The organism is Bordetella tumulicola, from assembly GCF_965138755.1.
Lineage (GTDB): Bacteria > Pseudomonadota > Gammaproteobacteria > Burkholderiales > Burkholderiaceae_B > Bordetella_A > Bordetella_A tumulicola.
In genome coordinates this window covers 101,975-117,314 of sequence record NZ_CBCSFP010000005.1, presented here as the reverse complement: position 1 = coordinate 117,314, position 15,340 = coordinate 101,975, and the positions used below count along the sequence as shown (strand labels likewise).

Annotated in this window: 13 protein-coding genes; 4 read left to right on the top strand and 9 right to left on the bottom strand. The window is 59.3% G+C overall.

The window, feature by feature from the left end; translation table 11 throughout:
• Positions 1-21 precede the first annotated feature (21 nt).
• The 5 genes from ACNAZS_RS14745 to ACNAZS_RS14725 all read right to left on the bottom strand — a co-directional run bounded on the left by ACNAZS_RS14745 (position 22) and on the right by ACNAZS_RS14725 (position 4,230).
• On the bottom strand, positions 22-738 hold the full coding sequence (locus tag ACNAZS_RS14745) for a succinate dehydrogenase iron-sulfur subunit (protein WP_415790557.1): 717 nt from the start codon (positions 736-738) through the stop codon (positions 22-24).
• Between the two features lie 13 nt (positions 739-751).
• Entirely contained in the window at positions 752-2,530 is a 1,779-nt protein-coding gene (gene sdhA / locus ACNAZS_RS14740; protein WP_415790555.1) for a succinate dehydrogenase flavoprotein subunit, read from the bottom strand.
• Between the two features lie 3 nt (positions 2,531-2,533).
• A complete protein-coding gene (sdhD, locus tag ACNAZS_RS14735; RefSeq protein WP_415790553.1) occupies positions 2,534-2,917 on the bottom strand; it encodes a succinate dehydrogenase, hydrophobic membrane anchor protein in 384 nt (127 codons plus the stop codon).
• Positions 2,917-3,330: a succinate dehydrogenase, cytochrome b556 subunit gene (gene sdhC / locus ACNAZS_RS14730; protein WP_415790551.1), complete on the bottom strand. Its 414-nt coding sequence runs from the start codon at positions 3,328-3,330 to the stop codon at positions 2,917-2,919. The genes sdhD and sdhC overlap by 1 nt, the downstream gene beginning before the upstream one ends.
• 120 nt (positions 3,331-3,450) lie before the next feature.
• The gene (locus ACNAZS_RS14725) at positions 3,451-4,230 is read right to left on the bottom strand and encodes a GntR family transcriptional regulator (protein ID WP_415790549.1); all 780 of its coding nucleotides are present in this window, start codon (positions 4,228-4,230) and stop codon (positions 3,451-3,453) included.
• Between the two features lie 273 nt (positions 4,231-4,503).
• Between ACNAZS_RS14725 and ACNAZS_RS14720 the strand changes: the two genes are divergently transcribed.
• From ACNAZS_RS14720 to prpC, 3 genes are all read left to right on the top strand, one after another.
• A complete protein-coding gene (locus ACNAZS_RS14720; protein ID WP_415790547.1) occupies positions 4,504-5,493 on the top strand; it encodes a malate dehydrogenase in 990 nt (329 codons plus the stop codon).
• 318 nt (positions 5,494-5,811) lie between these two features.
• A complete protein-coding gene (gene prpB / locus ACNAZS_RS14715; protein ID WP_415790545.1) occupies positions 5,812-6,705 on the top strand; it encodes a methylisocitrate lyase in 894 nt (297 codons plus the stop codon).
• Between the two features lie 93 nt (positions 6,706-6,798).
• On the top strand, positions 6,799-8,007 hold the full coding sequence (prpC, locus tag ACNAZS_RS14710) for a bifunctional 2-methylcitrate synthase/citrate synthase (protein ID WP_415790543.1): 1,209 nt from the start codon (positions 6,799-6,801) through the stop codon (positions 8,005-8,007).
• Between the two features lie 87 nt (positions 8,008-8,094).
• Here the strand turns inward: prpC and ACNAZS_RS14705 are convergent, their stop codons facing one another.
• From ACNAZS_RS14705 to ACNAZS_RS14690, 4 genes are all read right to left on the bottom strand, one after another.
• Positions 8,095-8,727: a LysE family translocator gene (locus tag ACNAZS_RS14705; RefSeq protein ID WP_415790541.1), complete on the bottom strand. Its 633-nt coding sequence runs from the start codon at positions 8,725-8,727 to the stop codon at positions 8,095-8,097.
• 155 nt (positions 8,728-8,882) lie between these two features.
• The gene (gene prpF, locus ACNAZS_RS14700) at positions 8,883-10,079 is read right to left on the bottom strand and encodes a 2-methylaconitate cis-trans isomerase PrpF (RefSeq protein ID WP_415790539.1); all 1,197 of its coding nucleotides are present in this window, start codon (positions 10,077-10,079) and stop codon (positions 8,883-8,885) included.
• A gap of 42 nt (positions 10,080-10,121) precedes the next feature.
• Complete coding sequence (gene acnD, locus ACNAZS_RS14695) at positions 10,122-12,737, bottom strand: Fe/S-dependent 2-methylisocitrate dehydratase AcnD (RefSeq protein ID WP_415790537.1); 2,616 nt, start codon at positions 12,735-12,737, stop codon at positions 10,122-10,124.
• Positions 12,734-13,453: a GntR family transcriptional regulator gene (locus ACNAZS_RS14690; protein ID WP_415790535.1), complete on the bottom strand. Its 720-nt coding sequence runs from the start codon at positions 13,451-13,453 to the stop codon at positions 12,734-12,736. The genes acnD and ACNAZS_RS14690 overlap by 4 nt, the downstream gene beginning before the upstream one ends.
• A 335-nt stretch (positions 13,454-13,788) precedes the next feature.
• Between ACNAZS_RS14690 and ACNAZS_RS14685 the strand changes: the two genes are divergently transcribed.
• Positions 13,789-15,240, top strand: a complete 1,452-nt coding sequence (locus ACNAZS_RS14685; RefSeq protein WP_415790533.1) for a bifunctional 2-methylcitrate dehydratase/aconitate hydratase — start codon at positions 13,789-13,791, stop codon at positions 15,238-15,240.
• Positions 15,241-15,340 lie beyond the last annotated feature (100 nt).

Here is a 15,340-nt window from a genome sequence, read left to right as displayed (position 1 = left end):
TTGATCTCTTTACCGTATTAACTAGACAGTACGACGCACCATCAGTTCCTTGATTTTGCCAATTGCCTTGGTGGGGTTCAGACCCTTGGGACAGACGTCCACGCAATTCATGATGGTATGGCAACGGAACAGGCGGTACGGGTCTTCCAGGTTGTCCAGACGGGCACCCGTGGCTTCGTCGCGGCTATCCGCGATGAAACGATAGGCTTGCAACAGGCCGGCGGGGCCCACGAACTTGTCGGGGTTCCACCAGAAGGACGGGCAGGATGTCGAGCAGCAGGCACACAGAATGCACTCGTACAGACCATCGAGCTCTTCGCGGGCTTCGGGCGACTGCAGGCGCTCGCGCTCAGGCGGCGGCGCGTCGTTGATCAGATACGGGCGAACAGAGTGATACTGATTGAAAAAGTGGGTCATGTCCACGATCAAATCTCGGATCACCGGCAGACCAGGCAACGGCTTAAGCACGATAGGTTGTTTAAGCTCGCGCAGGTTGGTCGTGCATGCCAGGCCGTTCTTGCCATTGATGTTCATGGCGTCAGAACCGCACACGCCTTCGCGGCACGAACGGCGCAGCGACAGACTGTCGTCCACGTCGTTCTTGATACGCACCAGCGCGTCAAGCAGCATCTTGTCGGTCGGCTGGAGTTCGACGTCCAGCTTTTGCATGTACGGGCGCTCGTCCTTGTCCGGATCGTAGCGGTAGATTTCGAATTTGACGATTCTTTTAGTGCTCATCACAGAATCCTGCTTAGAAAGTACGCGCTTTAGGCGGGAAGGACTCGACCGTCATCGGCTTCATTTGGACGGGCTTATATTCCAGACGGCTGCCTTCGGAATACCAGAGGGTATGCTTGAGCCAGTTGTCGTCGTCGCGAAGGGGGTGGTCATCCAATGCATGGGCGCCACGGCTCTCCAGACGGCTCGCGGCCGATTTGATGGTGGCGCGCGCCACTTCAGTCATATTGGCAACTTCTAGTGCCTCGATGCGGGCCATGTTGAAAACCTGGGACTTGTCCTTGTAGTAAAGATGCTCGGCTTGCTTGGCCAGATCTTCGATCTGACCCACGCCTTCGTTGAGCAAGTCCAACGTACGGAACACGCCGCAGTGACGCTGCATCGACACACGGATCGCGTTGGCGACGTCTTGCGTCTTTTCGCCCGAGGTACGGCCTTCGAGCTTGGCAAGGCGATCCAGCGAGAAATCGACAGCCGCTTGGGGCACGGGCTGGTGCGCGTGCTGGCGTTCGGGATGCGAATTCACGATGTGGTTGCCGGTCGCACGGCCAAACACGATCAGATCCAGCAGCGAGTTGGTGCCCAGGCGGTTCGCACCGTGGACAGACACGGCCGCGCACTCACCCACCGCGTACAAACCATTGACGATCTTGTTTTCGCCATTGACGCGCGACAACACCTGACCATGATAGTTGGCCGGAATCCCACCCATCTGATAGTGGATGGTCGGCACCACCGGGATCGGTTCCTTGATCGGGTCGACGTTGCCGAACTTGATCGCGATTTCACGAATCGACGGCAAACGTTTGTTGATAACGTCAGCCCCAAGGTGATCAAGCTTGAGCACCACGTAGCTGCCATCGGGACCGCAACCCCGGCCTTCTTTGATTTCCTGGTCCATCGAGCGGGACACGAAGTCACGCGGGGCCAAGTCCTTGAGCGTGGGCGCATAGCGCTCCATGAAGCGCTCGCCATCCTTGTTCAACAGGATGCCGCCTTCGCCGCGCACACCTTCGGTAATCAAGACGCCCGCGCCGGCCACGCCGGTCGGGTGGAATTGCCAGAATTCCATGTCTTGCAAAGGGATACCGGCGCGCGCTGCCATACCCAGGCCATCGCCGGTATTAATGAAGGCGTTGGTGGAGGCGGCCCAGATACGGCCGGCGCCACCGGTGGCCAGCACCGTGGTCTTGGCTTCCAGGATGTAAATGTCGCCCGTTTCCATTTCGAGCGCCGTTACACCGACGACGTCGCCGTCTTCGTTGCGCAGCAGATCCAGCGCCATCCATTCGACGAAGAACTGCGTGCGGGCGGCGACGTTACGCTGATACAGCGTGTGCAACAGGGCGTGGCCGGTACGGTCGGCCGCGGCACAGGCACGTTGCACCGGTTTTTCACCGAAATTGGCGGTGTGTCCACCGAATGGACGCTGGTATATGGTGCCATCGGCGTTGCGGTCAAACGGCATGCCGAAATGCTCGAGTTCGTACACGGCGTTGGGGGCTTCGCGGCACATGAATTCGATGGCATCCTGGTCACCCAGCCAGTCCGACCCCTTGACGGTGTCGTACATATGCCAGTACCAGTTGTCTTCGCTCATGTTGCCCAACGAGGCACTGACGCCGCCCTGAGCCGCCACGGTGTGCGAACGGGTGGGGAAAACTTTGGACAGAACCGCAACCGACAGGCCGGCTTGGGCCAGTTGCAAGGAACAGCGCATGCCGGCTCCGCCGGCACCGACGACGACCACATCAAATTGGCGGCGCGGCAGGGATTTCGTGACAGAGACCACGGCTTAGATACTCCAGATGATTTGCGCGAAATAGACAATCGATGCGACCAACCAGAGGATAGTCAGCACTTGCAGCAACAGGCGCACGCCTGTGGGCCTGACGTAATCCATCCAAATGTCGCGCACACCGATCCAGGCGTGCCAGGTCAACGCAAAGAAAAACAAGGTGGCCAGCAATTGGCCAACAGGAAGTGCCCCAACGTGGAAGGTAAACAACGCCTTCCAGTTTTCGTAGGAGAACGACGGCATGACGAGCAGGCCGACGATCAGTACCAGGGTATACACGGCCATGATGACCGCCGTAATGCGTTGCGCGATAAAGTCGATCACGCCGTAGTGGGCCCCCACAACCAGGCGCTTGGGGCCATAGTTTTTGGTTTCAGCCATTACAGAACTCCGAATAGTTTGAGGGCGAAGACGACGGTCAGCGCCAGGCTGACACCAAAGGCGACGCCAGCGCTTTTCTGGGCCGAGATCTTGTCGATACCGATATGCAGATCCAGCACCAGGTAACGGATGCCGGCACAGAAATGGTGCAGATAACCCCACACCAATGCCAGGAACACCAGCTTGACTATCGGATTGCCTGCGTACTCGGCGATCTGGGCGTAACTTTCGGGCGAGGCCACGCTGGCCGCGAACAACGGCAGAATGACCAAGGGAAGACAGAGAAACAACAACGCGCCGCTGACGCGGTGCAAGATGGACAATTTTCCTGCCAGGGGCAGGCGATATTTGGCGATTTGCGCAATACCTATATTGCGAAACTGCGGGCGTGGCTTGGCAGCGGTGTCGGTCATGACGGCCTCGGTGTTACGGTGCTAGGGATTCGTGACAACGAAAGTGGAGCCGCCCTTTCGGGCAAACGCTCTATTTTCGCCTAGAGAACGGTTGGTATCAAATCGTAGGAAAAAAGCTCATCAATTCAAGTTATTGCGGTAATGGTAGTGATCAGTCAAGTAGAGTCCACGACGAATTTCCACTGGTCGGTCGCCATAGGTATAAGACACGCGATCGACCTGTAACAGCGGAGAGCCCGGCGTGACGCCCAACAATCCCGCGATCTCGGCGGGCGCCTCTACAGCGCGTAGTTTTTCGTCGGCGCGAACCATACTGACGCCGAATTCGGTCTCGAACAGACCATACAGCGGCGCCTTGTTGGCCTTGAGAACCTCGAGTGTCAGGCCCCGAAAGACTGGGCCAGGCAGCCAGATGTCATCAATGACCGTGGGGCGATGATTCATGGACAACTGGCGGCGGATCATGACAACGGTTTCGCCGGTGCGCAACTCCAGTGCCCGCGCGATTTCGGCAGGCGCACTCTGGCGGCGGCACTCGAGGATACGGCTTTCGGCGCGCCCGCTCTCGCCTTCGACATCAGCGGCGAGCCGGAGAAAGCGGTAACGGACACGGGCTTCGTGGTGGGTGGCAACAAAGGTACCCTTGCCTTGGCGACGCAGCAGCAGGTGCTCGGCGGCGAGCTCATCGACGGCTTTGCGTACGGTGCCCTGGCTGACCTGAAAGCGCGCGGCCAGGTCGATCTCGCTGGGGATCAACTCGCCGGGCTTCCATTCGCCACGCTCGAGGCCCTGCACCAGCAAGTCTTTGATCTGACGATACAGCGGACTGAAAGCGGCCCCCTCGCCCGCCGGTCGGGCGGCGCGATTGCGTAGCGGAGGTTCGGGCCTGGGGTCTGCCATGATCGTTGTTTTCGGTACTGTGTTTGTCGGCGGGCATGGCCGCTATGTGCCATGAATACAGGATGCCGGCCAAACGCCGCATTGTGGCATAACTGGCGCGCCACTGTCCAACGTCTTATGTCTTATATAAAACATAAGAGCAATTGACGTATACGTAAATTCGATCTAGGATTTACGCCACTTTAAACACCACGGACGGCGCATCCGGCGACGCCCTGCGATTAAACTGATTGCGAGATTGTTGTCTCACAGAACTCATCACGGAGAATCTTCATGTCCAAGCCTGCCTTGCGTGTCGCCGTCACCGGCGCCGCCGGCCAAATCGGTTACGCCCTCCTGTTTCGCATCGCCTCCGGCGAAATGCTAGGTAAAGACCAGCCGGTCATTTTGCAACTGCTGGAAATCCCCGACGAAAAAGCGCAAAAAGCCCTGCAGGGCGTCATCATGGAACTCGATGACTGCGCTTTCCCGTTGCTGCAGGAAATCACCGCTCACAGCGACCCCCGCACCGCGTTCAAAGACGCTGACGTGGCACTGCTGGTCGGCGCGCGCCCCCGCGGCCCCGGCATGGAACGCAAAGACCTGCTGAGCGTCAACGCCCAGATTTTCACCGCTCAGGGCAAGGCTTTGAACGACGTCGCCAGCCGTGACGTCAAAGTCCTGGTCGTCGGCAACCCCGCCAACACCAACGCCTACATCGCCATGAAGTCGGCGCCGGATCTGCCCGCCAAGAACTTCACCGCCATGCTGCGCCTGGATCACAACCGTGCCCTGTCGCAACTGGCAGCCAAGTCGGGCAAGGCCGTTGCCGATATCGAAAACCTGATCGTATGGGGCAACCACTCGCCCACCATGTATCCGGACTTCCGCTTTGCCACGGTGGGCGGTGAAAGCCTGACCAAGCTGATCAACGACGACGCCTGGAACCGCGACACCTTTATCCCCACCGTGGGCAAGCGTGGCGCCGCCATCATCGAAGCTCGTGGTCTGTCGTCGGCCGCTTCGGCCGCCAACGCCGCCATCGACCATGTGCATGACTGGATCCTGGGCAGCAACGGCAAGTGGGTCACCATGGGTATTCCGTCCGACGGTTCCTACGGCATCCCCGAAGGCATCATCTACGGCGTGCCGGTCACCACCGAAAACGGCGAATACAAGCGTGTCGAAGGCCTGGAAATCGACGCCTTCTCGCGCGAGCGCCTGGACTTCACGCTGAAAGAGCTGCTCGAAGAGCGCGACGGCGTGAAAGACCTGCTGAAGTAATTCCCGCAAGCTGCCAGGCTCCGGCCTGGCGGGCGGCGCGGTATTTTCCGCGCCGCAATAAATCTGTGTCTTTTCCATCACCATGCCTCATGGCGTGATGAAGGCGCCCTGTGTACAAGCCTGCCCGTCGTTGACAGCAGCGCAGATCCGCTGCCACCAAGGAAACAGATTTATTGCGCAGCCCAAGCGGCTGGTCGATGCATGCGGCAGTGCTACCCGAGCGCATCGTCAGAGTACGTAGACGGCATTTTCTGCACTATCAATCAGGCCACAGGGCGCCCGACTGAGCGTCCAGCCCTAATCCTCGGAGACTCGTCCATGACCCGCCCCACTTCTCCTGGTGCTCTCTTTCGCCAAGCCTTGGCCGAAGAAAATCCGCTACAAATCATTGGCACCATCAACGCCAACCACGCCCTGCTGGCCAAGCGTGCCGGGTACCGCGCCATTTACCTCTCGGGGGGCGGTGTCGCCGCCGGCTCGCTCGGTTTACCCGACCTGGGCATCAATACCCTGGACGATGTATTGACCGACGTACGCCGTATCACGGACGTATGCGACGTCCCCCTCATCGTCGACATCGACACCGGTTTTGGTCCGTCGGCGTTCAATATCGCGCGCACCATCAAAAGCCTGATCAAGTTCGGCGCGGCGGGTTGCCATATCGAAGACCAGGTCGGCGCCAAGCGTTGCGGCCATCGTCCGGGCAAAGAAATCGTCAGCACCCAGGAAATGGCTGACCGCGTCAAAGCGGCCGCCGATGCACGAATCGATTCCGATTTCTACCTGATTGCGCGTACCGATGCGATCGCCTCGCATGGCGTGGATGCGGCCATCGAGCGCGCCCTGGCGTGCGTCGAGGCCGGTGCTGACGCCATCTTTGCCGAAGCCGCCTACGACCTGCCTACCTATGAGCGTTTTGCCAAGGCGGTCAGCGTGCCGCTGCTGGCCAACATCACTGAATTCGGCAAGACCCCGCTGTTCTCCGTCGAGGAACTGGGCAGCGTGGGTGTCGGCATGGTGCTGTATCCGCTGTCGGCTTTCCGCGCCATGAACAAGGCCGCCGAGAACGTGTACCAGGCCATCCGCCGCGACGGCCACCAACAGAACGTGCTGGATACGATGCAAACCCGCGACGAGCTGTACGATCGCATCGGCTACCATGCTTTCGAGTCGCAACTGGATGCGCTGTTCCAGCAAGGTAAAGGCAAGTAATTTTCGCGCGGGTCGATACGTGTTGTCGCATCGACCCGCGTTGCAAGTCAACTTTCGCCCCATTCATGCCCATCAGGGCAAGGAGTCAGAGACATGAGCACGTCGCCCAAGAAGCAAAGCGCTGGAACAACACCCCAAACCGCCAGCGCCTCCACCGAAGAAAAAGCGGGCTTCAAGCCAAAAAAATCCGTAGCGCTGTCTGGCGTTGTCGCCGGTAATACAGCCCTGTGCTCGGTAGGTCGCACCGGTAATGACCTGCACTACCGCGGCTATGACATTCTGGATTTTGCTGGCGAAGCCGAATTCGAAGAAATCGCCCATTTGCTGGTGCACGGCAAGTTGCCCACCAAGGCCGAACTCAAGGCTTACAAAGAACGACTGCGCTCCCTGCGCGGCCTGCCGGCACAATTGCAAAATGCGCTGGAAAGCCTGCCGGCATCGAGCCATCCCATGGATGTGATGCGTACGGCCGTGTCGGTCCTGGGCTGCGTGTTGCCCGAGAAGGACGATCACAATATTCCCGGCGCCCGGGACATCGCCGACCGCCTGATGGCGAATCTGGGATCCGCCCTGTTGTACTGGTATCACTACAGCCATAACGGTCGCATCATCGACGTCCAAACGGACGACGACAGCATCGGCGGTCATTTCCTGCATTTGCTGCACGGCAAAAAACCGTCGGACGATTGGGTTCGCGCAATGCATACGTCGCTGATCCTGTACGCCGAGCACGAGTTCAATGCCTCGACGTTTACCAGTCGCGTGATTGCCGGCACGGGCTCGGATATGTATTCGGCGATCACCGGCGGCATCGGCGCTCTGCGGGGTCCGAAGCACGGTGGCGCTAACGAGGTGGCGTTCGAAGTGCAAAAGCGCTATGACAGCCCGGACGAGGCCGAGGCGGATATCCGCCGCCGCGTTGAAGCCAAGGAAGTCATTATCGGCTTTGGCCACCCGGTCTACACGGTTTCGGATCCGCGCAATAAGGTCATCAAGGACGTTGCCCAAAAGCTGTCAAAGAAGGCGGGCAGCACAAAGATGTTCGATATTGCGGAGCGTCTGGAAACGGTGATGTGGGATGTCAAGAAGATGTTCCCGAACCTGGACTGGTTCTCGGCGGTGAGCTATCACATGATGGGTGTGCCGACGGAGATGTTTACGCCGCTGTTTGTGATCGCGCGTACGGCGGGCTGGTCCGCCCACGTGATCGAGCAGCGTGTCGATAACAAGATCATTCGTCCTACGGCTAACTATGTCGGGCCGGATGATCAGAAGTACGTGCCGTTGGAAAAGCGGAAGTAAGCTCTTCCATTGGTTAGCTCGGACTCGGGGCGGAGAGGGTTCTTTTGGCGCCCTCGCCCTCCGTATCAAGCCGACACCGGCCGTTCACTATCTCCGGGCAGTGAGCATCATTCTGATGGCTAGGCCGGCCAGGACGGTGCCCATCAGCCATCGTTGGGCAACGGCCCAAGTGGGCCGGGTGGCGAGAAAGGAAGCGATGCTGCCGGCCAGGATGACGATCAGCAGGTTTATGCTGATGCTGATGGCGACTTGTACGGATCCTAAAGCCAGGGATTGCGTCAGGATGCTGCCCTTGTCGGGGTCGACAAACTGCGGCAGCAGCGACAGATACATGACTGCGATTTTGGGGTTCAGCAGATTGGTAAGAAAGCCCATCAAGAACAGCTTTTTAGGGCTGTCTGGCGGCAATTCCTTGACCTGAAAGGGTGAGCGGCCGCCAGGGCGAACCGCTTGCCAGGCCATATAAAGCAGGTACAGGGCACCGCCGTAGCATAGCGCTTCGTAGGCATATGGAACCGCGAAAAGCAGTGCCGAAATACCTAGCGCAGCACTGACCATGTAAAACACGAAGCCCAGCAATACGCCCAATAGCGACAGGACGCCTGCGCGCCGCCCCTGACAGATAGAACGCGAGACCAAATAAATCATATTCGGTCCGGGTGTCATGACCATACCCAGTGAAATAGCGGCAAAAGCAAGAATGGTGGCGGTTTCTGGCATGGCTGTTTCTTGTTCAGGTGGGCATATCTTGAATCGAATTGTACTGACGCTAGTCGTCTACCACCAGCAAACTATTCTGATATCTCACGCCACCTGAACATCTAAATCCCACCAACAAATAGGGGCTGATCTTGCTGCGCCTGCCTATCCAGCAATTACCCCCGATTCGGTGCCCACGGCACACGCACCCAGCCCTCCATCAGCACGCGCGCGCTGCGTGACATGATGGCCTTGGTGACGGTCCAGTTGCCATCGACCTGGCGGGCTTGCGCTCCGACGCGCAACGTGCCGGACGGATGGCCGAAACGCACGCCATCACGCGCGCCACCACCGGCGGCCAGATTGACTAAGGTACCCGGCACGGCGGCGGCCGTCGCGATCGCAACTGAGGCCGTCCCCATCATGGCGTGGTGCAATTTGCCCATGGACAAGGCGCGCACCAATACGTCAACGTCACTCTCCGAGATCGTTTTACCGCTGGAGGCGGTGTAGGCCTTGGGCGGGGACACGAACGCGACTTTGGGTGTGTGTTGACGACCTGCCGCCTGCTCCGGCGAACTGATCAATCCCATGCGCACCGCCCCATAGGCACGGATGGTTTCAAAACGCGCGAGCGCGGCGGGATCGCTATTAATGTCGTCCTGCAACTCGGCACCGGTATAGCCCAATGCGTCAGCATTCAGAAAGATCGTGGGAATGCCAGAGTTGATAAACGTGGCCTGGAATTTACCCACGCCCGGCACGTCGAGTTCGTCCACGATGTTACCGGTGGGGAACATGGAACCGCTATCGCCCTCGCCTTCATCGGCTGGATCCATGAACTCGAGCGTGACTTCGGCGGCCGGAAACGTCACACCATCCAGTTCAAAGTCGCCGGTTTCCTGGACCTGGCCGTTGGTGATGGGCACATGAGAGACGATGGTTTTGCCAATATTGGCTTGCCAGATCCGCACAATCGCGATGCCGTTCTCGGGCACGCGTTGTGCGTCCACTAGTCCATTTGCAATCGCAAACGGACCGACGGCGGCCGACAGGTTGCCGCAGTTGCCGCTCCAGTCGACGAAGGGCTGATCAATGGACACCTGGCCAAACAGGTAGTCCACGTCATGGTCCGGCCGGGTGCTCTTGGACAGAATCACGGTTTTGCTGGTGCTCGACGTTGCCGCGCCCATACCGTCAGTCTGCTTGCCGTACGGATCCGGGCTGCCGATCACGCGCAGCAAGAGCGCATCACGATCGGGGCCGGGCACCTGTGCGGCCTCGGGCAAATCGGTCAGCTTGAAAAATACGCCTTTACTCGTGCCGCCGCGCATGTACGTGGCGGGGATCTTGATCTGGGGTGCGTGAGTCATAGTCTGGTCCTGAAAACGGGAATGCCTGGTAGGGAGCCTTGTTTAACCCGCCTTAGCGGCGACGCCAGCGGACTCTGCCTCGAGAAAGTCCTGGGCAAAACGCTGCAGCACGCCGCCCGCCTCGTAAATAGAGACTTCCTCGGCCGTATCGAGTCGACAGGTCACGGGAACCTCCACTGTCTGTCCATCGCGACGATGCACGATCAGCGTCAGATCGACGCGCGGCTTGCGTTCGCCCGTGACGTCATAGGTTTCCGTGCCATCAAGCGCCAGCGTCTTGCGATCGGTGCCCGGCTTGAACTCGAGCGGCAACACGCCCATTCCAAGCAGGTTGGTGCGGTGAATGCGTTCGAAGCCTTCGGCCACGATGGCCTCTACGCCCGCCAACCGCACCCCCTTGGCCGCCCAGTCGCGCGACGAACCCTGTCCGTAGTCAGCCCCCGCCACAATGATGAGCGGTTGCTTGCGCTGCATATAGGTCTCGATAGCCTCCCACATACGCAATGTCTTGCCTTCGGGTTCGACACGGGCCAGCGAGCCTTGTTTGACGCTGCCGTCGTCGTTGCGCACCATCTCGTTAAAGAGCTTGGGGTTGGCAAATGTCGCGCGCTGCGCGGTCAGGTGATCGCCCCGATGCGTGGCATAGGAGTTGAAATCCTCTTCGGGCAAACCCATTTTTGCCAGGTATTCGCCAGCCGCGCTATCGAGCAGGATAGCGTTCGAGGGCGACAGATGGTCGGTGGTGATGTTGTCGCCCAGCACCGCAAGCGGACGCATGCCGCGCAACGTGCGTTCGCCTGCCAACGCGCCTTCCCAGTACGGCGGGCGACGAATATAGGTGCTTTGAGGACGCCAATCGTACAAGGGGCTCACGGCCTCGCGGCGTTGGTCGCGAATCCCGAACATCGGCGCGTAGACCTTGCGGAATTGCTCGGGCTTGACGGCCGTCGCGACGACGGCATCGATCTCTTCGTCGCTGGGCCAGATGTCTTTGAGGCGAATATCCTGGCCGTTGACGTCTTGCCCCAGTACGTCTTGTTCGATATCAAAGCGGATCGTGCCGGCAATCGCATATGCAACGACCAACGGGGGCGATGCCAGGAAGGCCTGCTTGGCATAGGGGTGGATACGGCCGTCAAAATTACGATTCCCCGACAACACGGCAGTGGCATACAAATCGCGGTCGATGATCTCTTGCTGAATCTTGGGGTCCAGTGCGCCAGACATGCCATTGCACGTCGTACAGGCGAAGGCGACGATACCAAAACCCAGTTTTTCCAGCTCTGTCGTCAGGCCGGCTTCGTCCAGATACAGCTCAACGGCTTTGGATCCCGGTGCGAGCGACGTCTTGACCCAGGGCTTGCGCGTCAAACCCGCACGGTTGGCATTGCGCGCCAACAGCGCGGCTGCGATGACGTTGCGCGGGTTACTGGTATTGGTGCAACTGGTGATGGCCGCGATGATGACCGCGCCATCGGGCATCAGATTCGGCTGGTTTTCCACGACACCCGCAATACCGCGCTCGGCCAGATCGGACACGGGTAACCGGCGATGCGGATTCGAAGGGCCAGCCATCGTGCGCACCACGCTCGACAGATCGAAATGCAGCACGCGTTCGTATTGCACCTGGCTCAGGCTATCGGACCACAAGCCCGCGACTTTGGCGTAGGTTTCGACCAGGCGCACCTGCTCATCCTCACGCCCCGTGAGCTTCAGATAATCGATGGTCTGTTGATCGATCGAGAACATGGCCGCTGTCGCACCATACTCGGGCGCCATATTGGAAATCGTCGCGCGATCGCCCAGCGTGAGGCTGGATGCGCCTTCGCCATAAAACTCCAGATACGCGCCCACGACTTTTTCCTTGCGAAGGAACTCGGTCAAGGTCAACACAATATCGGTGGCCGTGATACCAGGCTGACGACGCCCCGTGAGCTCGACGCCCACGATGTCGGGCAAACGCATCCACGACGCGCGGCCCAACATGACGTTTTCGGCTTCCAGCCCGCCCACGCCAATCGCGAACACGCCCAAGGCATCGACATGAGGGGTATGGCTATCGGTGCCCACCAGAGTGTCGGGATACGCCACGCCCTCCTGGGCATGGATCACCGGCGACATGCGCTCCAGGTTGATCTGGTGCATGATGCCGTTGCCCGGCGGCACGACATCCATGTTGTGAAACGCCTCGCGTGTCCAGTCGATGAAATGGAATCGGTCCTCGTTGCGACGATCCTCGACCGCGCGGTTCTTTTCAAACGCATCGGCTTCAAAGCCACCATGCTCGACGGCCAACGAGTGATCCACGATCAACTGCACCGGCACGACAGGATTGACCTTGGCGGGGTCGCCGCCCTTCTCGGCGATGGCATCGCGCAGACCCGCCAAGTCGACCAGCGCCGTCTGCCCCAGAATGTCGTGACAGACAACGCGGGCCGGAAACCACGGGAAATCGAGATCGCGGCGGCGCTCGATCAATTGACGCAGCGCGTCGTTCAACAGCGCGGGATCACAGCGTCGCACGAGGTTTTCGGCCAACACACGTGACGTATAAGGCAACGTGTCGTAGGCGCCAGGCGCAATCGCATCGACAGCGGCGCGCACATCAAAATAGTCCAGACTGGTGCCCGGCAGGGGCTTTCGAAATTGGGTATTCATGCTTCGGCCTCGGTGTGCTGCAGGTTGCCCTGCGCGATCTGATGTTCAATGTTGAGACGGGATGCACGGATGTGTCTGCGCATCAGGAGTTCTGCCAATTCGCCATCGCCATCGGCGATAGCGTCGAGAATGCGATGATGTTCGGTAAACGCTTGGCGGGGTCGATTAGGCGTAGCCGAATATTGAATACGATACATGCGGGCCAACTGATAGAGCTCATCGCACAACATGCGAATCAGCATCTGGTTGCCACTGCCCTGGACGATACGATAATGAAAGTCGTAGTCCCCCTCTTGCTGGTAGTAGCCGCGACCCGCCTGAAAAGCCTCGTCGCGCTCATGCGCCTCGAGCACCCGGCGCAGCTCGCTGACGGCGGCCGGCGTCATGCGCTCGGCGGCCAGGCGGCAGGCCATGCCTTCGAGCGACTCTCGAATCTGGTATAGCTCGCACAGCTCTTGCTGACTGAGCGACACGACACGCGCGCCCACGTGAGCCACGCGCACCAGCAAGCGCTGCCCCTCCAGCCGATGCATAGCCTCGCGCAGCGGCCCACGGCTAATCCCGTAGGTGCGAGCCAGCTCAGGCTCGGAGATCTTGCTGCCGGGCGCGATTTCGCCTTTGACGATGGCGGACTGGATCTTTCGGAACACATGGTCCGACAAGGTCTCTGTCTCAGTCGCGCCGTTCACCGGCAATGTCAGGATTTTTTCGGACATGTCGACAATCAAACTATTTTTACGAGGAAAATTATAGCCAAACTGTTTTTTATAAGCCAGATTGTCAACAATTAATCTTTTTCAGGCTATGATTTTTGAGGCTATCACTGACACCGTAATGCCACGTGGTTGATAATGTTCAGGCAAGCTATGCGCTCTGATTCACTCAAGCAGGCTATGTATCCTGCTCCGACTCGCGAGCCGGTTTCCATAACTCCCTCTGGATTGCGATGCTATTTGCCCTGCCTCTCATCTCCTGTCCCCGATAACGAGGGTACGCATTCACGCGTGCCCTCCACCGCGCCGACGCGCGGTCTGTACAGAAGGAGTTCCGCATGTCCGCTCACATCTCCAACGTCCGTCCGCAAGCCGATCAGGTCCTGACAGACATCGTCGACTACATCTTAGGCTACGACATTCAAAGCAGTCTCGCCTATGAGACAGCTCGCAATTGCCTGATCGATACGCTGGGTTGCGGCCTGGAAGCGCTGGAGTATCCCGCTTGCCGTAAATTGTTGGGCCCTATCGTGCCTGGCACCGTGGTTCCGAATGGCGCCAAAGTCCCCGGCACACAATTTCAGCTGGATCCGGTGCAAGCCGCCTTTAATATCGGCGCCATGATCCGCTGGCTGGACTTCAACGACACCTGGCTGGCCGCGGAATGGGGCCACCCGTCGGATAATCTGGGCGGGATTCTCGCCACCGCCGACTGGCTATCGCGCAATGCCGTTGCCACCGGCAAACCGCCACTCACCATGCGCGACGTCCTGACGGGCATGATCAAGGCCCATGAAATCCAAGGCTGCATCGCCCTGGAAAACTCCTTCAACAAGGTTGGCCTGGATCATGTCGTCTTGGTCAAAGTCGCCTCGACCGCCGTCGTCGCGCAACTGCTGGGCCTGAGCCGCGAAGAAATCATCAACGCCGTCTCGCTCGCCTGGGTCGATGGCCAAAGCCTGCGAACCTATCGTCATGCCCCCAATACGGGCAGTCGCAAAAGCTGGGCGGCCGGCGACGCCACCAGCCGCGCCGTGCGCCTGGCACTCATCGCCAAGACCGGCGAGATGGGCTACCCATCGGTGCTCAGCGCCAAAACCTGGGGCTTTTACGACGTTTTGTTCAAGGGCCAGCCCTTCACGTTCCAGCGCCCCTATGGCAGTTATGTCATGGAAAACGTGTTGTTCAAGATATCGTTCCCCGCGGAGTTCCATTCGCAAACCGCAGTGGAGTGCGCGATGGAGATCCACGCCCAACTCAACGCCGCGGGCAAATCCGCCGACGACATCAAACAGATCACCATCCGTACGCACGAAGCATGCATTCGCATCATCGATAAAAAGGGCCCACTGAACAACCCCGCCGATCGCGACCATTGCATTCAATACATGGTGGCCGTCCCGATCTTGTTCGGCCGCCTCACCGCCGCCGACTATGAAGACACGATCGCCCAGGACCCGCGCATTGACGCCCTGCGCGACAAGATCATCTGCGTCGAAGACCCCGCCTATACTCGCGATTACCACGACCCAGACAAACGCTCGATCGCCAACGCCCTGACCGTTGTCTTTAACGACGGCACCCGATTCGACGAGGTCACCTGCGAATATCCCATCGGCCACAAGCGACGCCGCCAGGAAGGCATCCCACTACTAGAGACCAAATTCCGCACCAATCTGGCCCGCATTTTCCCCGCGAAGCAACAAGCGCGCATTCTGGATGCCTCGTTAGATCAACAGCGGCTCGAAAACATGCCGGTACACGAGTATGTGGATTTGTACGTGATCTGACGTTTGTTTCTGTTGCGTCCGGTAGTAAGTGCTTTGGACGCCGGAGCAGCCGTGAGCCTGCCACCGCCGGCCCCTCACCTCGGCTCGGNCGCATNCAGGC

Bases quoted from the DNA above. Each gene is read 5' to 3' on its own strand.
- ACNAZS_RS14685 (WP_415790533.1), top strand. From the start codon at position 13,789: ATGTCCGCTCACATCTCCAACGTCCGTCCGCAAGCCGATCAGGTCCTG.
- ACNAZS_RS14725 (WP_415790549.1), bottom strand. From the start codon at position 4,230: ATGGCAGACCCCAGGCCCGAACCTCCGCTACGCAATCGCGCCGCCCGA.
- ACNAZS_RS14745 (WP_415790557.1), bottom strand. From the start codon at position 738: ATGAGCACTAAAAGAATCGTCAAATTCGAAATCTACCGCTACGATCCG.
- prpF (WP_415790539.1), bottom strand. From the start codon at position 10,079: ATGACTCACGCACCCCAGATCAAGATCCCCGCCACGTACATGCGCGGC.
- ACNAZS_RS14705 (WP_415790541.1), bottom strand. From the start codon at position 8,727: ATGCCAGAAACCGCCACCATTCTTGCTTTTGCCGCTATTTCACTGGGT.
- sdhD (WP_415790553.1), bottom strand. From the start codon at position 2,917: ATGGCTGAAACCAAAAACTATGGCCCCAAGCGCCTGGTTGTGGGGGCC.
- prpC (WP_415790543.1), top strand. From the start codon at position 6,799: ATGAGCACGTCGCCCAAGAAGCAAAGCGCTGGAACAACACCCCAAACC.
- prpB (WP_415790545.1), top strand. From the start codon at position 5,812: ATGACCCGCCCCACTTCTCCTGGTGCTCTCTTTCGCCAAGCCTTGGCC.
- ACNAZS_RS14720 (WP_415790547.1), top strand. From the start codon at position 4,504: ATGTCCAAGCCTGCCTTGCGTGTCGCCGTCACCGGCGCCGCCGGCCAA.
- ACNAZS_RS14690 (WP_415790535.1), bottom strand. From the start codon at position 13,453: ATGTCCGAAAAAATCCTGACATTGCCGGTGAACGGCGCGACTGAGACA.
- sdhC (WP_415790551.1), bottom strand. From the start codon at position 3,330: ATGACCGACACCGCTGCCAAGCCACGCCCGCAGTTTCGCAATATAGGT.
- acnD (WP_415790537.1), bottom strand. From the start codon at position 12,737: ATGAATACCCAATTTCGAAAGCCCCTGCCGGGCACCAGTCTGGACTAT.